Source organism: Salinibacterium amurskyense (genome assembly GCF_002797685.1).
Taxonomy (GTDB): domain Bacteria; phylum Actinomycetota; class Actinomycetes; order Actinomycetales; family Microbacteriaceae; genus Rhodoglobus; species Rhodoglobus amurskyensis.
This window is the reverse complement of the sequence record NZ_PGFH01000001.1, coordinates 424,179-440,451: the sequence shown is the minus strand read 5'-3', so window position 1 is coordinate 440,451 and position 16,273 is coordinate 424,179. Positions and strand designations below refer to the sequence as shown.

At 62.9% G+C, this 16,273-nt stretch carries 20 protein-coding genes; 8 read left to right on the top strand and 12 right to left on the bottom strand.

Going from position 1 to position 16,273, the window contains the following annotated elements:
- Window positions 1–9: 9 nt before the first annotated feature.
- The gene (locus CLV85_RS13560; RefSeq protein WP_275669060.1) at window positions 10–138 is read left to right on the top strand and encodes a hypothetical protein; all 129 of its coding nucleotides are present in this window, start codon (window positions 10–12) and stop codon (window positions 136–138) included.
- The gene (locus CLV85_RS02085) at window positions 131–1,267 is read left to right on the top strand and encodes a class I SAM-dependent methyltransferase (protein WP_100387955.1); all 1,137 of its coding nucleotides are present in this window, start codon (window positions 131–133) and stop codon (window positions 1,265–1,267) included. The genes CLV85_RS13560 and CLV85_RS02085 overlap by 8 nt, the downstream gene beginning before the upstream one ends.
- 18 nt (window positions 1,268–1,285) lie before the next feature.
- Here CLV85_RS02085 and CLV85_RS02080 read toward each other — a convergent pair whose 3' ends face one another.
- The 3 genes from CLV85_RS02080 to CLV85_RS02070 all read right to left on the bottom strand — a co-directional run bounded on the left by CLV85_RS02080 (window position 1,286) and on the right by CLV85_RS02070 (window position 2,669).
- Complete coding sequence (locus CLV85_RS02080) at window positions 1,286–1,525, bottom strand: toxin (RefSeq protein WP_100387954.1); 240 nt, start codon at window positions 1,523–1,525, stop codon at window positions 1,286–1,288.
- The gene (locus CLV85_RS02075; RefSeq protein WP_100387953.1) at window positions 1,522–1,785 is read right to left on the bottom strand and encodes a ribbon-helix-helix domain-containing protein; all 264 of its coding nucleotides are present in this window, start codon (window positions 1,783–1,785) and stop codon (window positions 1,522–1,524) included. Before CLV85_RS02075 ends, CLV85_RS02080 begins: the two co-directional genes overlap by 4 nt.
- Window positions 1,786–1,856: 71 nt before the next feature.
- Window positions 1,857–2,669 (bottom strand): shikimate 5-dehydrogenase, encoded by an 813-nt coding sequence (locus tag CLV85_RS02070; RefSeq protein WP_100387952.1) that lies wholly within the window; start codon window positions 2,667–2,669, stop codon window positions 1,857–1,859.
- Window positions 2,670–2,777: 108 nt separating this feature from the next.
- Between CLV85_RS02070 and CLV85_RS02065 the strand changes: the two genes are divergently transcribed.
- Window positions 2,778–3,305 carry a GNAT family N-acetyltransferase gene (locus CLV85_RS02065; protein ID WP_100387951.1) on the top strand — a complete coding sequence of 176 codons (528 nt, stop codon included), beginning with the start codon at window positions 2,778–2,780 and terminating at the stop codon, window positions 3,303–3,305.
- A 27-nt stretch (window positions 3,306–3,332) separates the two neighbouring features.
- Here CLV85_RS02065 and CLV85_RS02060 read toward each other — a convergent pair whose 3' ends face one another.
- Window positions 3,333–3,824, bottom strand: a complete 492-nt coding sequence (locus CLV85_RS02060) for a MarR family winged helix-turn-helix transcriptional regulator (protein ID WP_100387950.1) — start codon at window positions 3,822–3,824, stop codon at window positions 3,333–3,335.
- Between the two features lie 105 nt (window positions 3,825–3,929).
- Between CLV85_RS02060 and CLV85_RS02055 the strand changes: the two genes are divergently transcribed.
- Complete coding sequence (locus tag CLV85_RS02055; protein WP_100387949.1) at window positions 3,930–4,511, top strand: NADPH-dependent FMN reductase; 582 nt, start codon at window positions 3,930–3,932, stop codon at window positions 4,509–4,511.
- Window positions 4,512–4,717: 206 nt separating this feature from the next.
- Here the strand turns inward: CLV85_RS02055 and CLV85_RS02050 are convergent, their stop codons facing one another.
- A complete protein-coding gene (locus CLV85_RS02050; RefSeq protein WP_100387948.1) occupies window positions 4,718–5,422 on the bottom strand; it encodes a cache domain-containing protein in 705 nt (234 codons plus the stop codon).
- 97 nt (window positions 5,423–5,519) lie between these two features.
- Entirely contained in the window at window positions 5,520–6,323 is an 804-nt protein-coding gene (locus CLV85_RS02045) for a FadR/GntR family transcriptional regulator (RefSeq protein ID WP_100387947.1), read from the bottom strand.
- Between the two features lie 131 nt (window positions 6,324–6,454).
- Here CLV85_RS02045 and CLV85_RS02040 point away from each other — a divergent pair, with 131 nt between their 5' ends.
- The 4 genes from CLV85_RS02040 (at window position 6,455) to CLV85_RS02025 (ending at window position 10,562) form a co-directional block, all read left to right on the top strand.
- Window positions 6,455–7,513, top strand: a complete 1,059-nt coding sequence (locus CLV85_RS02040; protein ID WP_100387946.1) for an ABC transporter ATP-binding protein — start codon at window positions 6,455–6,457, stop codon at window positions 7,511–7,513.
- A 113-nt stretch (window positions 7,514–7,626) separates the two neighbouring features.
- Window positions 7,627–8,811 (top strand): extracellular solute-binding protein, encoded by a 1,185-nt coding sequence (locus CLV85_RS02035; RefSeq protein ID WP_100387945.1) that lies wholly within the window; start codon window positions 7,627–7,629, stop codon window positions 8,809–8,811.
- A 103-nt stretch (window positions 8,812–8,914) separates the two neighbouring features.
- Window positions 8,915–9,742, top strand: a complete 828-nt coding sequence (locus CLV85_RS02030) for an ABC transporter permease (protein WP_100387944.1) — start codon at window positions 8,915–8,917, stop codon at window positions 9,740–9,742.
- Between the two features lie 7 nt (window positions 9,743–9,749).
- A complete protein-coding gene (locus CLV85_RS02025) occupies window positions 9,750–10,562 on the top strand; it encodes an ABC transporter permease (protein WP_100387943.1) in 813 nt (270 codons plus the stop codon).
- Between the two features lie 39 nt (window positions 10,563–10,601).
- Here the strand turns inward: CLV85_RS02025 and CLV85_RS02020 are convergent, their stop codons facing one another.
- The 6 genes from CLV85_RS02020 to CLV85_RS01995 form a co-directional block, all read right to left on the bottom strand.
- Entirely contained in the window at window positions 10,602–11,885 is a 1,284-nt protein-coding gene (locus CLV85_RS02020) for an APC family permease (protein ID WP_100387942.1), read from the bottom strand.
- 83 nt (window positions 11,886–11,968) lie between these two features.
- The gene (locus CLV85_RS02015; RefSeq protein ID WP_100387941.1) at window positions 11,969–12,595 is read right to left on the bottom strand and encodes a DUF305 domain-containing protein; all 627 of its coding nucleotides are present in this window, start codon (window positions 12,593–12,595) and stop codon (window positions 11,969–11,971) included.
- Between the two features lie 87 nt (window positions 12,596–12,682).
- Window positions 12,683–13,168, bottom strand: coding sequence for a DUF6153 family protein (locus CLV85_RS02010; RefSeq protein WP_100387940.1), 486 nt, complete (start codon window positions 13,166–13,168; stop codon window positions 12,683–12,685).
- Window positions 13,169–13,250: 82 nt separating this feature from the next.
- Window positions 13,251–14,006, bottom strand: coding sequence for an ABC transporter ATP-binding protein (locus tag CLV85_RS02005; protein ID WP_100387939.1), 756 nt, complete (start codon window positions 14,004–14,006; stop codon window positions 13,251–13,253).
- On the bottom strand, window positions 14,003–15,019 hold the full coding sequence (locus tag CLV85_RS02000) for an ABC transporter substrate-binding protein (RefSeq protein WP_157847467.1): 1,017 nt from the start codon (window positions 15,017–15,019) through the stop codon (window positions 14,003–14,005). The genes CLV85_RS02005 and CLV85_RS02000 overlap by 4 nt, the downstream gene beginning before the upstream one ends.
- Before the next feature lie 76 nt (window positions 15,020–15,095).
- The gene (locus CLV85_RS01995) at window positions 15,096–16,250 is read right to left on the bottom strand and encodes a FecCD family ABC transporter permease (RefSeq protein ID WP_229820400.1); all 1,155 of its coding nucleotides are present in this window, start codon (window positions 16,248–16,250) and stop codon (window positions 15,096–15,098) included.
- Window positions 16,251–16,273 lie beyond the last annotated feature (23 nt).

Here is a 16,273-nt window from a genome sequence, read left to right as displayed (position 1 = left end):
TAGATTCCCGTGAGCGAGTGGCCCCGCCTAGTGCCGGGGCTGCTCGCTTTTTGGGTTAACGGCCTCGACTACGATTGGGCTCAGCCGCTCAGCCTTGCTGCGGTGCCGCGCCACCGAAAGAGCTTCCTCTATGTCTGACCACCTTTTCGCCTCTCTGCGACGTTGGCCCGACCTCGAAGCCCCCAACCTTTTTGCGGTGGATGCGAGCGATCGCCTCATCCTTGATGAAGCCGCGACCCAGCTCGAAGGCTTGCAGGCCGGCGAACTCGTGGTGATGGGCGACAACTATGGGGCGCTCACTCTCGGAGCTGCGACGCTGGCGGGGTGCCGCGGCATCCGCGTCTTTCAGGATTCTCTCGTGTCAGAGCTGGCGCTGGCCGCCAATGCGGGCGACCTCTCTATTCACTACGAATCGCACCCGCTCGATGCCTCGCTACTGTCGGGTGCGCGCGTGGTGCTGATGCAATTGCCGCGCAGCCTGGCTGAGCTCGACGAGTGGGCCCAGGCGATTGCCCGGCACGCTGCCCCCGACGTGACGGTGATTGCGGGTGGCCGCATCAAACACATGACGCTCGCAATGAACGAGGTGTTGGGCCGTTCCTTTAACGAGGTGAACGCGGGGCGCGCACGGCAGAAGTCGCGCACCCTGACCGCGTTCGGCATTGGGCACGACGACACCGAGCTGCGTTTTCCCACGACGTCGGTCTTGCGGGAGCCTGAGCTTCCCGTTGACGAACTCACGGTCAGCGCCCACGGTGGCGCCTTCGCCGGTGCAGCTCTCGACATCGGCACCCGTTTTCTGCTGACCTTCCTGCCCGAGATGAAGCCGGATGCCGCCACCGCGATCGACCTCGGCAGCGGCACCGGAGTGCTCGCTGTCTCGCTCGCTCTCGCCCGCCCCGATCTCGCCATTGTGGCGATTGACCAGTCTGCCGCCGCCGTGGCATCGACCCGCGAAACGGCCGACGCAAACGGTGTCGGAGCGCGCGTTGAGGCCGCGCGCGAAGACGCCCTCACCGAACGACCGACAGCCAGTGCTGATCTGATCGTGTGCAATCCGCCCTTCCACACCGGCGCCACCGTGCACGCCGGCGTTGCTTTGCGGATGCTGGCTGACGCCCGCCGCGTGCTCAAACCCGGCGGCGAACTGTGGGTCGTCTTCAACACGCACCTCGGGTATCGCGACTACTTGAACCGCACCGTCGGCCCCACCCGCCAGGCCGGACGCAACAGCAAGTTCACCGTGACGGTTTCGGTGCGGGCGTAGGTGCTTTCCAAGTAATTTCTAGGGCAGCAGATCCAGCATCTGCGGCCGAGCTTTCATAGCGTGGATGATTAGTTCGTTTCCGCTGTCGAAAACGAGAACAACCGTCTCAAGGAGACGACCCTGCGTGTCGAACCCCAGGCGAAGTTGGCGCGCGGGCGAGTCATCATCAAGGTCTTCAATCCAGAGCGCCCATGTCGCAGCTTGGATTGAGTCTTCTGACCGAACGCCGTGTTTGAGAGCCGAATCGTGAACCCTCACGCGACGTATGAAGTGAGTGCGTCGCGGATCGCCTCCGACCGCGTCTTGTGCTCGCGTGCCGCGCGGGCATCGATCGCGGCAAGTTCATCTGGGGTGAGCCGAAGCGCTACGACCTGCGAAGGCTCGGCGCCTCGCCCGGGGCGGCCCCGTCCGCGCTCTTTCAACTTGGCGACGTCGCACCCAGCCTCTGCCTCAGCAGCCCATGCGGCGATCTGCTCTTCCGTGACGGGCACTCCGTTTACCGATTCACCTGTACTCATATATTTAATGTAATACGAAAATCGACCATCGACAAGGGAGGCCTGTAGCGGGCCAGCCTCAGAACGAGCCACTACTCCCGCGAGAACGCCGAAGCGCGCGCGATCTGGTCGGGCGTCAGCGTGACGCCGGTGTAGCGAACGAACTGCGCCGCGGCCTGGAGTGCGATGACTTCGGCACCCGTGATGACCAGTTTTCCGGCATCCCGAGCGGCCCGAATGAGCGGGGTCTCGGCTGGGAACGCCACCACATCGAACACCGTTTGCGCGGCGCGGATGTGGTCGGGCGTGAATGCGAGTTCGTCGGCGGCGTCGCCTGCCATCCCGAGTGGGGTGACGTTGACGATCACCGCGTGGCCGGGCTGCGGGTCGACGCTCACGGCGCGGTAGCCATACTTCGTGGCGAGCGCTTCGCCCGCCTCGCTATTGCGGGCGAGCACGGTCACATCAGCAAAGCCGGCACCGTGGAAGGCGGCTACGACCGCTTTGGCCATGCCACCCGATCCGCGAACCAGCACCGGCAAAGACGGGTCGAGCTGGTAGCGGGCGATCAGGTCGGCGACAGCCTCATAGTCAGTGTTGGATGCCGTGAGCACGCCGTCATTGTTCACGATCGTGTTCACCGACTCGATCGCAGCGGCGGAGTGCTCGACGACATCCACAAGCTCAAGCACTGCCTCTTTGAACGGCATCGAAACGGAACAACCCCGGATGCCCAGGCCGCGTACTCCGGCGATGGCATCCTCAATGTTGCTGGTCGTGAAGGCCTTGTAGATGAAGTTCATACCGAGTTCTTCGTACAGATAGTTGTGAAACCGCGTGCCGAGATTGGAGGGGCGCGCGGCCAACGAAATGCACAGCGTCATGTCTTTATTGAGGATCGGCATTGACCCATTATCGCCGCGTTGACTTCCCGGCAGTCCGCCGACGGCTACACGGCCGGCCTGGCTTGCGGAGGCTTCGCCCCACCCTCCGATCGCGCCTAAGCTGCTGCCATGACGACCCTGACGTTCCGCGCAGCAACGACCGACGACATCCCCGCCCTGGTTGTGCTGGTTACGTCGGCCTATCGGGGCGACGCTAGCCGCGCCGGATGGACGAGCGAAGCCGACTTGATCGATGGCGAGCGCATCGACGCTGCAGCGTTGGAAGCGGATCTGTCGCGGGATCGTTCGATCATCCTGCTGGCGGAGCGCGGCGACCAGCTTGTGGCGTGCGCGCACGTGGCGGATGTCGACGGCGAGGGCTACTTCGGGATGTTCGCGGTCGATCCCGCTCAGCAGGGCAGCGGTCTCGGATCCGTGGTGCTCGCCGAGGCCGAGAACTATGCGGCTCGCGAGTGGGCCGTCGCTGTGATGCAGATGACCGTGATCGATGTTCGGGAAGAACTCATCGCGTTTTACGAACGCCGCGGCTACGTGCGCACCGGAATAACGAAGCCGTTCCCGTATGGCGATGAGCGCGTCGGCACCCCGCGGCGCGACGACCTGCAGTTTGAAGTTCTCACGAAGACGCTCGACTGACCTGACTCTGCGTCACTAGCGCGGCAACTACGCGGCGCCCGCCTCCGAGTCGCACTGCGGCTCGAGGGTGGACTTGATCTTGCGACTGACCGAGGCCAGAGCATCCTGCTCCTGGGGGGTCAGCACGTCAAAGAAGTGCGTGCGCACAAACTCGGCATAGCCGGATGAGGCCTGCTGCACAGCTTCGAGACCCGCGGCGGTGATTTGCACGTCTAGGCCGCGCGCATCCGAGGGGCAGCTTGTGCGCTCAAGGAGGCCGCGAGCTTCCATCCGCTTGAGCAGGTGAGAGAGCCGGCTGCGATCCCAGCCCAGGGACAATCCGAGGTCGCGGGCGCGAACGAGAGTGTCCGATTGTTCGGCGTGCTCGGCGAGGGCGGTGAGCACCGCGTGTTCCGGGCCGGAGAGCTGTGCATCCTGCACCAGCTGCTTGTCGAGAGACGAAACCAACTGCTGCGTTGCGCTCACAAAACCGCGCCACACGGCGTTTTCGCGGTCATCCATTTCTCGTGCGTTCGTCACGACAGCCTCTTTTCATCACTCGCAAGATTTAGTTTGACACTTTATTGTTGATATGACAACATCTTTAGTGACACGTCAACAAAACTCGTCCTAAGGGGATACAGCATGACCAAGATTGCGATCATCACGGGCGCCAGCCGCCCCGGCAGCGTCAACCAGTCCGTAGCAGAATGGGTTCTCGCCCAGGTTTCGACCCGCGACGATGCTGAGTTCGAACTCGTCAACATCGCCGACTTCGACCTTCCGATGCTCGACGAGCCTTACCCCGCGGCGTACCAGAACTACCAAAACGACCACACCAAGGCGTGGTCAGCCAAGATCAGCGAGTTCGACGGCTTCATCTTCGTAGCCCACGAGTACAACCACAGCGCAGGGCCCGTTCTCGTGAACGCCCTGTCGTACCTGAACGCCGAGTTCAACAACAAGGCCGCCGGCTTCGTCTCCTACGGTTCGATGGGTGGCGTTCGCGCCGTCGAACACCTGCGCGGAGTGCTCTCCGAACTTCAGGTCGCTCACGTGCAGCGCTCCGTCATGTTCTCGCTGTTCACCGACTTCGAAAGCTTCAGCGTCTTCGCACCGACCGAGCAGAACGCCGGCACGCTCGCGCCGATGGTTGACCAGCTCACCGCATGGACGCGCGGAATGGCATTCGTTCGCACCGAGCAGCTGGCCACCGCCGCCGCCTAAGCTCACGCACACCCCCTCAAACGGCTTTCCGGGATAACCGGGAGGCCGTTTGTGCGTTCGGGGTCGTGGCCGGAGCTTGCGGTCGGCCATCGCTGTCGGGCATCGTGACCGAGCATCGCGGTCGGCCGTCGCAGCCGCTCATGGCTGCCAACCATCGCGACCGGCCATAGCCGTCGACGACCGCCGCCGGCTATCGCTGCGTCGAACTACTCCGCGATAATCTCCAACGCGACGCCCTCACAGGCTGTGCGCGCGAGTTCGGCGAGTGCTCCGGCACGCACGGCATCGCCGGTGGCGTGACGCGCATCCGTCGAGATCACAACGCGACCGACGCTGTTGACGAGAGTGACTTTGTCGCCGAGTTCGGCGAGCTTCGGCAGCAGTTGTCGCTCGACCGAATCGATCAGTAAATCGAGGCCAGCGACGCCGACGAACGTGCCATCAATGTGCACGGGAGCGGCGATCGTGATCGTGTATTCATCACTGCAGAGGTAGTCGACGTAGGGCCCGGCAACGTGGCCGCGACCGGTCTCCATTGGCACGCGGAACCACTCAAGTTCGCTGTAATCGATGTGCTCTTTGTTCACCGATTGCGCGGCCAAAAGCAGGCGTTTGGGGTCATCGCCCTGCCACCACGAAAGGTGATTTCGCTCATCCGTCAGCAGTCCAACGGCGGCGATAAACCCGGCGCCGTAGATGTGAACATCGGGCAGCGACACCGTCGCAAGAGCGTGCGGTTCGACCAGCGCATCAAGCTGCTGAGACGAGAGCGGGCCGAGGTTTCCGTATGCCGCGAGCTCAGTGCCGAGTTGGGTTGCGGTGGCTTCGAGGCTGGCAATCGGGGCGCTGAAATACTGCGAGACGATGGCCGCCGCGCGAGCTGCTGTGCTCGTGCTCGTTGCTGTCGTCATCGCTGCGCCGCGCTCTGGCTGGTAATCATCGGGTGCCGCCTACTCTGACTGATCCTGTTCGTGGCATCCTATGCACCAGATGCCCCGCACCGCTAGTTCACCGCGATTGGGACTGCAGATCGATGAGGGCGTTGATCACGGCATCGACCATGCGTTCGGTGGCCGCAACGGCTTCGTGGTCATCGCCGGCTTCAACGGCATCCACCACGCTGGCCAGCAGCACTGGTTGAGCCCGACGGGATGTCTCATCCACGTCGATCAGGCGAAGCATCGGCGACATTTCGGCCTGCAATCGCATCTGTTCACGGGTGAGGCGGGCCGATTGGCTGAGCGCGACGAGTTCGATCTGCGCATCGTCGAGGGTGCTGCGCCACTGTTCGAGATCCGACTCGTCGAGACGACTCAGGCGCGAGCGCACTTGCTGCACTTCAGAGGGCACCGCTCGGCGCGCAGCCAAGCGAACGCACGCAGCCGTGATGGCGGCGTAGTGGGCGCCCAAATCACGAAGGGCGACGCGGGATGTTGCCGCCAAGGCGGTGCGCGCGTGAGCTACGGGGTCGGCTGAGTCCGCCACGAAGCTGCCGCCATTGCGACCGCGACGAGTCACCACGAGGCCCTGGCTGCGCAGGGCCAGCAGCGATTCGCGCACGGTTGTCGGCGCTACGCCGAAGCTTCGAGCGAGGTCGTTTTCAGAGGGAAGACGCTCCCCTGCCCGCAGATGGCCGCCCGTAATTGCACTGGCGAGACGGCGTTCAACGAGCTCGGCTCGACCGGCATCGCCGATCGACTGAAAGAGCGCACCCTGCAAGCGGCCAGGCCTCGAGGCATCGCGAGAGCGTGCGGTGTCGTCGGCGACCACCGCACTTTTTCGCGGCGCGTCTGCCGAGTCGGTCGAGTGCATTGCTCAATTCTCGCACCGATCACCTGAGCCGTTGCCCTTTTGTGACGATTTGGACACACGCTTGAAATATGAACTCTGGTTCTATAGGTTTACTCTCACTCAGAGATCACCGTCGTTCCAAGGAGTCCTTCGTGCACGCGTCCGCTCAGCAAGCCCCGTCCGAAACGGATTCCACTCCCGCGCCCGGTGCCGTCAGCCTCGCCGGCGTCTCCAAGACCTTCGGTGACTTCACCGCCGTCGAAGCACTCGACCTCGACGTGAAGCCCGGGGAGTTCCTCTCGATGCTCGGCCCCTCCGGCTCGGGCAAGACCACCGTGCTGCGGATGATCGCAGGCTTCGAGAACGTCACGAGCGGCAGCATCCACCTCAGCGGAGTCGACGTCACCCAGGTTCCGCCCCACGCCCGCCAGGTCAACACGGTCTTTCAGGATTACGCGCTGTTCCCGCACTTCACGATCGCCGAGAACGTGGGCTACGGCCTGCGCGTTGCCGGCGTCAGCCGCGCCGAACGGGCAACCCAGGTCGGCGTCGCGCTCGAGCAAGTTCGCCTCTCGGCCGTGGCCGACCGCCTGCCCCACCAACTTTCAGGTGGCCAACGTCAGCGCATCGCCCTGGCTCGCGCGCTCATCCTGCGCCCGCAAGTGTTGCTGCTCGACGAGCCACTCGGTGCGCTCGACAAGCAACTGCGCGAAGAAATGCAGATCGAGCTCAAGCAAATTCAGCGCGAAGTCGGCATCACGTTCATCTTCGTCACCCACGACCAAGAAGAAGCCCTCACCCTGAGCGACCGCGTTGCCGTCTTCAACAACGGCCGCGTCGAGCAGGTCGGCACCGCCCGCGAAGTGTACGAATTCCCGGCCACCGAATTCGTCGCCAAGTTCCTTGGACTCTCCAACCTCATCCCCGCCGAACTCTCTGCGGATGGCGTGCAATCGAGCGTGCGCCCCGAGCGTGTGCGCCTGCTCACCGCCGACACCGCGGCGAGCGCCGGAACCGTCTCCCTGCTCGGCACGGTCTCAGAAACCGTCTACACCGGACCAACCACGCGCTTTCTCGTCGACACCGAATCGGGTGTTCGCGTGATTGCCGAACGAGCCAACGACCATCACCCCTCTGCCGAATCAGCCTTCGGGCGCGGCGACCGGGTGCGCGTCGAATGGACCACCGATCACGCCTCGCAGATCGGCTAACAGATCACCCCTGCAACACCGGCGAATCCGGCACAACCGGGCCAGCCACATCCACAACAGCACACGCAGCACACACGCAATTCAGCACTCATCAATCACACCAAGGAGTAATCATGAGATCCAAAATCATGACCGGCGCAGCGTTCATCGCCGTTGCCGCTCTCGCCCTCACCGGCTGTTCCGCTGACACCGACGGCACCAGCACCGCTGCCGGCGGCCTCAGCATCGACGTTCCTGACATCCCCATGATCGAAGAACTGGGCGAGATGGAAAGCGAAGTCAACATCGTCGCGTGGAGCGGTTTTGTTGAGCCTGCCTGGTCCGACGAGTTCACTGAAGAAACCGGATGCACGGTCAACCGTCGCGTTGCTGGCACGAGTGACGAGATGGTTCAGCTCATGCGCACCGGCGACTATGACCTCGTCTCCGCTTCGGGTGACGCGAGCCTTCGCCTCATCGCCGGTGGCGACGTTCAGCCGATCAACCTCGACCTGGTTCCCAATTTCGGTGACGACATCGTTGAGGGCATGAAGGGTCAGATTTATGACACCATCAACGGCCAGTCGTATGGTGTTCCGATTGGCCGCGGCGCCAACATCCTGCAGTACAACAGCGATGTTGTGACCGAAGAGCCCACGAGCTGGGATGTTGCGTGGGAAGCTGACAGCCCCTACGCCGGCGAGATCATCGCGTATGACGCACCGATCTACATCGCTGACGCCGCCGTGTACCTGATGGCTCACGAGCCTGACCTCGGCATCACCAACCCGTACGCCCTCGACCAGGACCAGCTCGACGCTGCGATCGACCTGCTCAAGCAGCAGAACAAGATCGTCTCCGAGTACTGGGCTGACCCTGCCGCTCAGATCACCTCGTTCGCTGGCGGAACCACTTCGCTCGGCACCTCGTGGGAGATCCTGCGCAAGCTCACCGACGACGACAAGTTCAAGAGCGTTCTTCCTGAAGAGGGTTCGACCGGCTGGTCGGACGCGTGGATGATCGCCGCCGAGTCTGAGTCGCCCAACTGTGCCTACGCCTGGGTCGACTACACCAGCGCTGCTGATGTGAACGGTGCTATCGCCACCAACTTCGGCATGGCTCCCGCCAACGCTGCGTTCTGCGACACGAGCGACGAAGCCGCAGCACACTGCGAGTACTTCAACGCGACCGACGAAGAGTACTTCAGCAACGTCTGGTTCTGGACCACCCCCATCGAGCAGTGCATCGATGGTCGCACTGACGTCACCTGCACGAACTTCCAGCAGTGGACGGATGCCTGGCTCTCCGTCAAGAGCTAGCTAGCCCGAGGGGTGGGCGGCCTCGCTCGCTCACCCCTCATCCCTCGCTCGACCAGCAGCTCACGAGCTGCACTCCCCACACGCACCAATCGATCGGACTCCCATGAATCGCCGCGCGCAACTCTCGGCACTGCTGGCGCTGCCCATGCTGTGGCTCATCGGCATCTACATCTTCTCGCTCGTTATGCTTCTCGTGACGGCGTTCTGGGTGACCGACCCCTTTACTTCCAAGGTGAAGCCGGGCTTCACCCTCCGCAACTTTGAGCAGATCATCGCGAACCCCGCGTATGCGTCAACCTCGCTGCGCACTCTCGGCATCGCCCTCGCGGTCACGGTATTGAGCATCCTGATCTCGGTTCCGCTCGGCATCTTCATGGCGAAGGTCGCTTCGCCCAAGCTGCGCGCCATTCTGGCCGTCGCGATCACTTTGCCGCTCTGGGCCGGCTACCTCGTGAAGATTCTCGCCATGCGCATTACCTTCACCGAAGAGGGTTTCTTCAACTCGATGCTCGGCCCGCTCGGTATCAGCGGCCCCGGCTTCAGCATCGTCACCGTCGTGCTGACGCTCACCTATCTATGGCTGCCGTACATGGCCGTGCCGGTGTACACCGCGATCCGCCAGCTGCCGCCGAACCTGTTCGACGCTTCGTCTGACCTCGGCGCCGGTGCCGGGTTCACGATCCGCACCGTGGTTCTTCCTCTTATTAGGCCCGCGATCATTGCCGGCTCCATCTTCACGTTCTCCCTCAGCCTCGGTGACTACATCGCCGCCAAGTTTGTGGGTGGCTCGACCCAGATGATCGGCAGCATCATCGCCTCGAACATCAACCTGAACCCTCCGATCGCCGCCGCTTTCTCGCTCGTGCCGATCGCCTTTGTTGTCATCTACCTCGTCAGCGTGCAGCGCACCGGCGCACTGGAACGGATGTGATGCCGCTATGTTGAGACTCTCCCTCGGCGCCAAGTTCACCCTCGGCACTATCGTCGCGATTGCCCTGGCGTTCATGTACATCCCGCTGTTTTTGGTGGTCATCAACTCGTTCAGCGCCGCGCGCCTGTCGAGCTGGCCGATCGCGGAGTTCTCCACCATCTGGTGGGAGAAGGCGTTCGTGAGCGAACCCATCCGGGCTGCGCTGCTGAACTCGGTGATCGTCGGCCTTGGCGCCACGGTGATCGCGCTCATCCTTGGCACGCTCGTGGCCTTCGCCCTGCAGCGCTACACGTTCTTCGGCAAGCAGACCGTGAACCTGCTCGTCGTGCTGCCGATTGCTCTGCCCGGCATCGTGACCGGTGTGGCCCTGAACAACACCTACAACCAGGTGCTCGAGCCGATCGGCATTGAGGTCGGATACTTCGGCATGATCATTGCCCACGGCACCTTCTGCATCGTCATGGTCTTCAACAACGTGCTCGCCCGATTGCGCCGCATCAACCCCAGCATCGAAGAAGCCTCCCGCGACCTCGGCGCGACGCCGCTTCAAACCTTCCGGCTCGTGACGTTCCCGCAGTTCCGCAGCGCCTTCGTCGCCGGAGCGATTCTCGCGTTCGCGCTGAGCTTCGACGAGGTCGTTGTCACGATCTTCACGGCCCCGCCCGGCGTCGACACCCTGCCACTCTGGATCATGAACCAGATGGCACGACCCAACGAGGCATCCCTCGTCAACGTCGTCGCGACCGTCGTGATTCTCGCGTCGTTCATTCCCGTGTGGGTCTCGCAACGCCTCGCCCGCGGAGCCGACGAGCGCGAATAGCGAGGTCGGGCGCGAGCGGGCGTAGCCCGAGCCTGCCGGTCAGTTCTGCGAGCGCATGCGAACCGTCACCACCTGAGCCACAACAATGGCAGCCGCCACCACAGCGGCAACGATCACCGTAAAGAGATCGCTCTGAATCTTGAGCACCGCAAACGGAATCAGGATGACGAGGTCGAGCACAATTGTCAGCACCGGAAGCCACATTCGGGCTTCAATCTTGTCTCTCAGCCGACGGATGACTCCCCACTGCACCGCCATATCCATCGTCAGATAGAGAAAGACACCCATCGATGCGATCTGGCTGAGATCGAGAAAAACGGTGACGAGAATGGCGAGGCCCGCCGTGATGATCATGGGCTGATGCGGAACCGACTTCGGCAACGACGGAGCCTGCTTCATCTCCTGCAGCATCCCGTAGAGCCGCGACACTGAGTACAAACTCGCGAGCAGCCCCGAGAGTGTCGCCACGACGGCAATTGCAACAGTAATTCCGACACCCCAAGCCCCGAAGAAGGGCTCCGCTGCTTGTGCCAAAGCGTAGTTGCGAGCATCCACCGCTCCACTCGCACCGATGCTCGAACTCACGGACACCGTGATCAGCAGATACAGCACAGTGCAGATCGCAAGCGAGATAAGGATCGAGCGAGCAATGTTTCGCTTCGGATCGCGAAGATCATCGCCCTGATTAGTGATTGTGGTGAAGCCTTTATAGGCGAGAACGCACAGTGTTGTGCCGGCCAGCACCCCGACGATGCTGATCGAGTCTCCGGATGACTGTGCCAAGAATCCGTCGCCGCCCACCGCGACGCCGATCAAGCCCGCAATCGCGAGCACGGCTATGCCGAGGATCTTGGCGACGGCCGTGATAGTTGCTGAGCGCTCCACCAGGGTGTTGCCGACGAAGTTCACAATCGCAGCGGTTGCAATCGCGGCCACACCGAGTATCGGCACCAAGATCACCGAGTCTTGTAAACCGAACGGACGCAAGAGGTAGGTGCCGAAGGTTCGAGCCAACAGACTCTCTGCCACCACCATCGACACGTACATAAACAGCGAGAACGAGCCGGCGACCACTCCCGGCCCGTAGGCATCCTTCAACAACATCGCTATTCCCCCTGCTGAGGGATTCACGCTGGAATAACGTATATAGGAGTACGAGCTAACGGCGGCGACGATCGCGCCGAGCAAGAAAGCTAGCGGGAAGAAGTCTCCAGCGAACTCCGCCACCTGCCCCACCAGGGCAAAGATTCCCGCGCCGATCATCACCCCCGTGCCGAGTGACACGGAGCCGATGAGTGAGATCTTGTCTGTTCGTGAAGCCATGCGAATACCTTCCTATTCCAAACCCAGCTGTGCTTAACACGAGGCGTGGGGCCCGCCACTCTGGAGCGACGGACCCCTCTCCGCTACAGGGAACTAAGAATGTCGCGCATGAGCGCGATCTCGATCGTCTGCGCGTCCATGATTGCTTGAGCGAGCTCAAGAACGTCCGCGTTCTGGCCGGAATCCAACTCGCGTTCTGCCATGTCGATCGCACCCTCGTGGTGCACGATCATCTGCTCGAGGAACAAGCGAGAGGCCTCATCCCCGCTGGCCTCGTTGAGCTCATCCATGTCGGATTCGCTCATCATCCCGTCGCCATGGCCCATGCCATCTACGCCGTCCATGCCATCTAGGCCGCTCATCTCGCCCATGCCGTCGCCCATGTCGATGCCCCAGTCATCGAGCCAGCCACTCATGAGGTCAATCTCGGGGCCTTGCGCGGCCTTGATATCTTCGGCGAGCGTAACGACGCGATCGTCGATTCCTTCCTTAGCGAGCACCATGTCTGCCATCTCTACAGCCTGCTCGTGATGGGGAATCATCATCGCCGTGAACATCACATCGGTCATGTTGGCGTCAGCGGCGGCGGCCGCGTTGGTGGATGACGAGTCGGAGCGGTGCCCCACGTCGGTCATTCCGTTGACACATCCTGACAGCGTCAATAGCGCCGTCAGGGCGATTGCGGCCGTAGCCGTCGCACGAGTATTCATCTTGAGGTTCTCCAATAAGTCGTCAGTAGGAGCGTGGCCAGAACGGTCACGCAAGGGCGCGTCGACGCTGAGTCGACAGAGCTCTTCCTAGGTGCGACTAATGCAGAGAGTGCTGAGATCGGGGCGCGGGGCGACAGCGCGGGCCCACCGGGTGACGGATGCAGTGACACACGACCGCTGCTCAAGGAAGCGGCCCCAGCCTCGAATCAGGGCGGGCGCCGCCAGAAGGAGCGCAACGGTGAAGAGCGCGAGCACACACCACATGAGAACCATGGATGCCTCGCCCCCGCATCCGGAACAATCGAGCGCATTAAGAGTGGCGCCAGCCGGCGCTGCTTCCGTTGCGGCGCCGTCGCCCATAGACATCGTGGCCGCCATCGTCATTTCGGAATGCGAGCCGGACGACACGAGCGAATGCATCGCCACGATGCCAGTGATGAGCGCCAGCGCGAGGAACGTCATCGCAACGAGCTGCCACGACGCTCGCAGTACGCGCGAAAAGGAGTTGCTCACGCGCTGTGCGGGCGCAGCGTCGACCCGATGATGAGGTCGTTCTGCGCTGCGGGGGATCATGGCTCAAACTTATCTCAGAGGGTGAAGCTGCGGCTGTGCTCCCCTGAGTGTGATCCATTCCCCTGTGCGCTTGCCGAAAACACTAGCGCGGGGTGAACAGCAGCTGGGGTACCCCGTCGAGGTCAGTGCGGGTGACGTCGATGCCGTAGACCGGCTCAAGGTTTTCGGGCGTCAAGACGGACGCCGGGTCACCCGCGGCAACGACAGTGCCGCCATCGAGCAGCACGAGTTGATCACAGTAACGCGCCGCCAGGTTGAGGTCGTGCAGCACCACGACGGTGCAGAGGGGAAGCCCCGCTACGACCGTGAGCAGTTCGTGTTGGTACCGCACATCGAGGTGATTGGTGGGCTCGTCGAGCAGCAGGTGAGAGGCCGCCTGAGCGAGCGCACGCGCGATGAGAACGCGTTGACGTTCACCACCCGAGAGCTCGTCCATGGAGCGGTCGCGCAAGTGCAGCGTGCCCGTGTCGACCATTGCTTGTTCGGCGGCACGCTCGTCTTCATCGCGGTAGCTCTGCCACCCCGAGACATGCACCGATCGCCCGAGGATCACCGAGTCCCACGCCGTGAGCGGTAGCCCCGAAGGTTCCTCCTGAGCGACGATCGCCAACCGTCGTGACCGCTCGCGAGCGGTCAGGGCGCGGGCGTCATCCTCATCGATCATGATCGTTCCCGCCGCAGAATCGAGAGCCCCCAAAATTGCACGCAGCACCGTGGACTTGCCGGAACCGTTGGGGCCAATGAGCCCCAGGGTTCCACCGTCCAGCGCCGAGAGGGAGACTCCCGCCACGGCGGCGACCTGCCCGTACTTCACGGACAGGTCGCCGACAGTGATCATTCGGAGAGAGTTGCGGCGCTGTCGATGACGGTGCGCAGCCCGCGAATGGCATCGGGATCAGGAGCCAGATCTGAGGCCAGAACGCCGATGATGGCGCCATTCTTGACGGCGGTGAGGTCGCTGGTTCCTGGCTCCGCAGAGAACAGTGCCTTCGCGGTGTCGAAGTCTTCGCCGTAGAGGCCGTAGGCAATCACGATGACCTCGGGGTCAGCATCCAGCAGCGTTTCGATGTTCGTTTCGAGGTACACCGAAGGCTCGGCCGCGTACACGTTGCTCATTCCCGCGCGCGCCAGAATGTCGTTCGCGATGCCTTGACCACCGCGTGCAGACAGGCTGGATGCGGGCGAGAAGTAGTAGATAACAGCCGCAGACTTGTCTGCTGCTGCACTGGCATCCGCTTCGAGCTCATCAAGTTCGGCCTGCAGCGCGGCAACGTTTTCGGCCGCAACATCGCTCGTGTCGAAGACAGTGCCAAAGCGTTCGATGTCGGCAAAGATGGCCTCAAAGTCGGTCGAGTCGGTGAGGGCAGCGTCATGGCTGCATTCGCCGTCGATCACGATGTTGGTGATTCCGGAGGCGGCAAGGTCTTCATCCGTGGAGTTGAAGAGTCCGTAACCGACGACGACATCGGCGTTCGCTCCGACGATTTTTTCGGTGGTCGGGTCAGACGGGTCAACGATCTCGACGCCAGAGAGGTCGACCGACATTCCCTCAGGAAGCGCTGCGCCAAACTCGCCCGAGCGGGCAACAATGCGGTCGGCTGCCCCGGCAGCGTCAAGCAGAGAGAGTGCTGATGTGCCGATGGTCAGGACGCTCTGCGGTTCGCTCTCAATGCTGAGGTCAGCGCCACAGTTGTCGATGGAAACTGGGTAGCCCGCGCTGGTCGCGGACTCGTCATCCGTCTCGCTGGCGCTGGAGGTTGCGCAACCGGCAACCCCCAAGAGGAGTGCTGCGGTTGCAAGAGAAATCAGCGGCAGTCGCGCCACATTACGTCGGGTTATTGTGTGATCCATCAGGGGTTTTCTTTCTTGTTGGGGTGGTTCTTCGGTCGGATGACCAAGGTGGATAAAGCGGTTTCTCGACACCGAGTTAGCGGGCATTGAGCCGACGAACGAGAGCGATCAAGAGCGGTGTGCCGATGAGAGCGGTGAGCACCCCGAGCGGGAGCTCTCGCGGAGCAAAAGCGGTGCGAGCGAGAGCGTCAGCCCAAATCAGCAGGATTCCGCCGAGCAGACCGGCGACAGGCAACGACACTCGATGGGTCGAGCCAACGAGGCGTCGTGCGAGGTGAGGGACCACCAGTCCGACGAAACCGATTGCTCCCGATACCGACACAGCGGCAGCTATCGCGACGCTGACGATCAACGCCGCGACCGCTCGAAAGCGGGTGGGGTTGGTGCCAAGGGCGCGCGCTGTGTCGTCGCCGATGGCGATCGCGTCGAGCTTTCGCGACCACAGCATCAAGAAAAACGCGGCGATCGCGACTCCGGCCAGGGCGATCGGCAGTGACTGCCAGCGGGCCTGACCGAGCGAGCCGAGCATCCAGAACAGCACCGCTCGCGTGCCGTCGCGGGAGTCGCTCGCGAACACCAAGAAATTGGTGAGGGCTGCGAGGGCGAAACTCACTGCGATGCCGGCGAACACGAGTCGGGTCGGGATGAGGCGACCGCCGAGACGGGCGATCGAGAACACGAGAACGATGGCGGCCGCAGCACCGAGGAACGCGCTGCCGGTCAAGGCGAGAGCGCCGGCACCCGCACCGAATCCGAACAGAATGCTGGCGGCTGCGCCCGTGGATGCGCCGGATGAGATTCCCAAGAGGTACGGGTCGGCGAGCGGGTTCCGCACGAGCGATTGCACCGCGACGCCCGTCATCGCGAGGGCGGCGCCGACGAGGATTCCCAGTACAACGCGGGGAACGCGGATGAGCCAGACGATGTTGTCGTCGGATCCGGGAGTTTGCTCACCGATGCCAAAAGCGTGAAAGGCGATCACGCGGGTGACGATGTCGGGGCTGATCGCAACGGGCCCGATGCCGACGGTCACGATCGCTGAGGCCAGAAGGATGACGCTCAATGCAGCGATCCACGCGCCTCCGCGACGAAGGACCCGGCGTGGCGATCGGCCCGGGTCGGATTTTTCTTGAGGCGATAGAGGAACGCCGACCGGCGTCGAGATGCCCGCTGTTTCCGGGGCAGCCGGAGCGGTGGAGGCGCCACGCGGGGTTCGCACTATTGCTGTCACGGTTTCGTTTCGTTGGGGGACTG

Coding starts and splice junctions, on each gene's coding strand:
- CLV85_RS02085 (WP_100387955.1), top strand. CDS start 131: ATGTCTGACCACCTTTTCGCCTCTCTGCGACGTTGGCCCGACCTCGAA.
- CLV85_RS02075 (WP_100387953.1), bottom strand. CDS start 1,785: ATGAGTACAGGTGAATCGGTAAACGGAGTGCCCGTCACGGAAGAGCAG.
- CLV85_RS02070 (WP_100387952.1), bottom strand. CDS start 2,669: ATGCCGATCCTCAATAAAGACATGACGCTGTGCATTTCGTTGGCCGCG.
- CLV85_RS02065 (WP_100387951.1), top strand. CDS start 2,778: ATGACGACCCTGACGTTCCGCGCAGCAACGACCGACGACATCCCCGCC.
- CLV85_RS02055 (WP_100387949.1), top strand. CDS start 3,930: ATGACCAAGATTGCGATCATCACGGGCGCCAGCCGCCCCGGCAGCGTC.
- CLV85_RS02050 (WP_100387948.1), bottom strand. CDS start 5,422: ATGACGACAGCAACGAGCACGAGCACAGCAGCTCGCGCGGCGGCCATC.
- CLV85_RS02045 (WP_100387947.1), bottom strand. CDS start 6,323: ATGCACTCGACCGACTCGGCAGACGCGCCGCGAAAAAGTGCGGTGGTC.
- CLV85_RS02035 (WP_100387945.1), top strand. CDS start 7,627: ATGAGATCCAAAATCATGACCGGCGCAGCGTTCATCGCCGTTGCCGCT.
- CLV85_RS02030 (WP_100387944.1), top strand. CDS start 8,915: ATGAATCGCCGCGCGCAACTCTCGGCACTGCTGGCGCTGCCCATGCTG.
- CLV85_RS02025 (WP_100387943.1), top strand. CDS start 9,750: ATGTTGAGACTCTCCCTCGGCGCCAAGTTCACCCTCGGCACTATCGTC.
- CLV85_RS02020 (WP_100387942.1), bottom strand. CDS start 11,885: ATGGCTTCACGAACAGACAAGATCTCACTCATCGGCTCCGTGTCACTC.
- CLV85_RS02015 (WP_100387941.1), bottom strand. CDS start 12,595: ATGAATACTCGTGCGACGGCTACGGCCGCAATCGCCCTGACGGCGCTA.
- CLV85_RS02010 (WP_100387940.1), bottom strand. CDS start 13,168: ATGATCCCCCGCAGCGCAGAACGACCTCATCATCGGGTCGACGCTGCG.
- CLV85_RS02005 (WP_100387939.1), bottom strand. CDS start 14,006: ATGATCACTGTCGGCGACCTGTCCGTGAAGTACGGGCAGGTCGCCGCC.
- CLV85_RS02000 (WP_157847467.1), bottom strand. CDS start 15,019: ATGGATCACACAATAACCCGACGTAATGTGGCGCGACTGCCGCTGATT.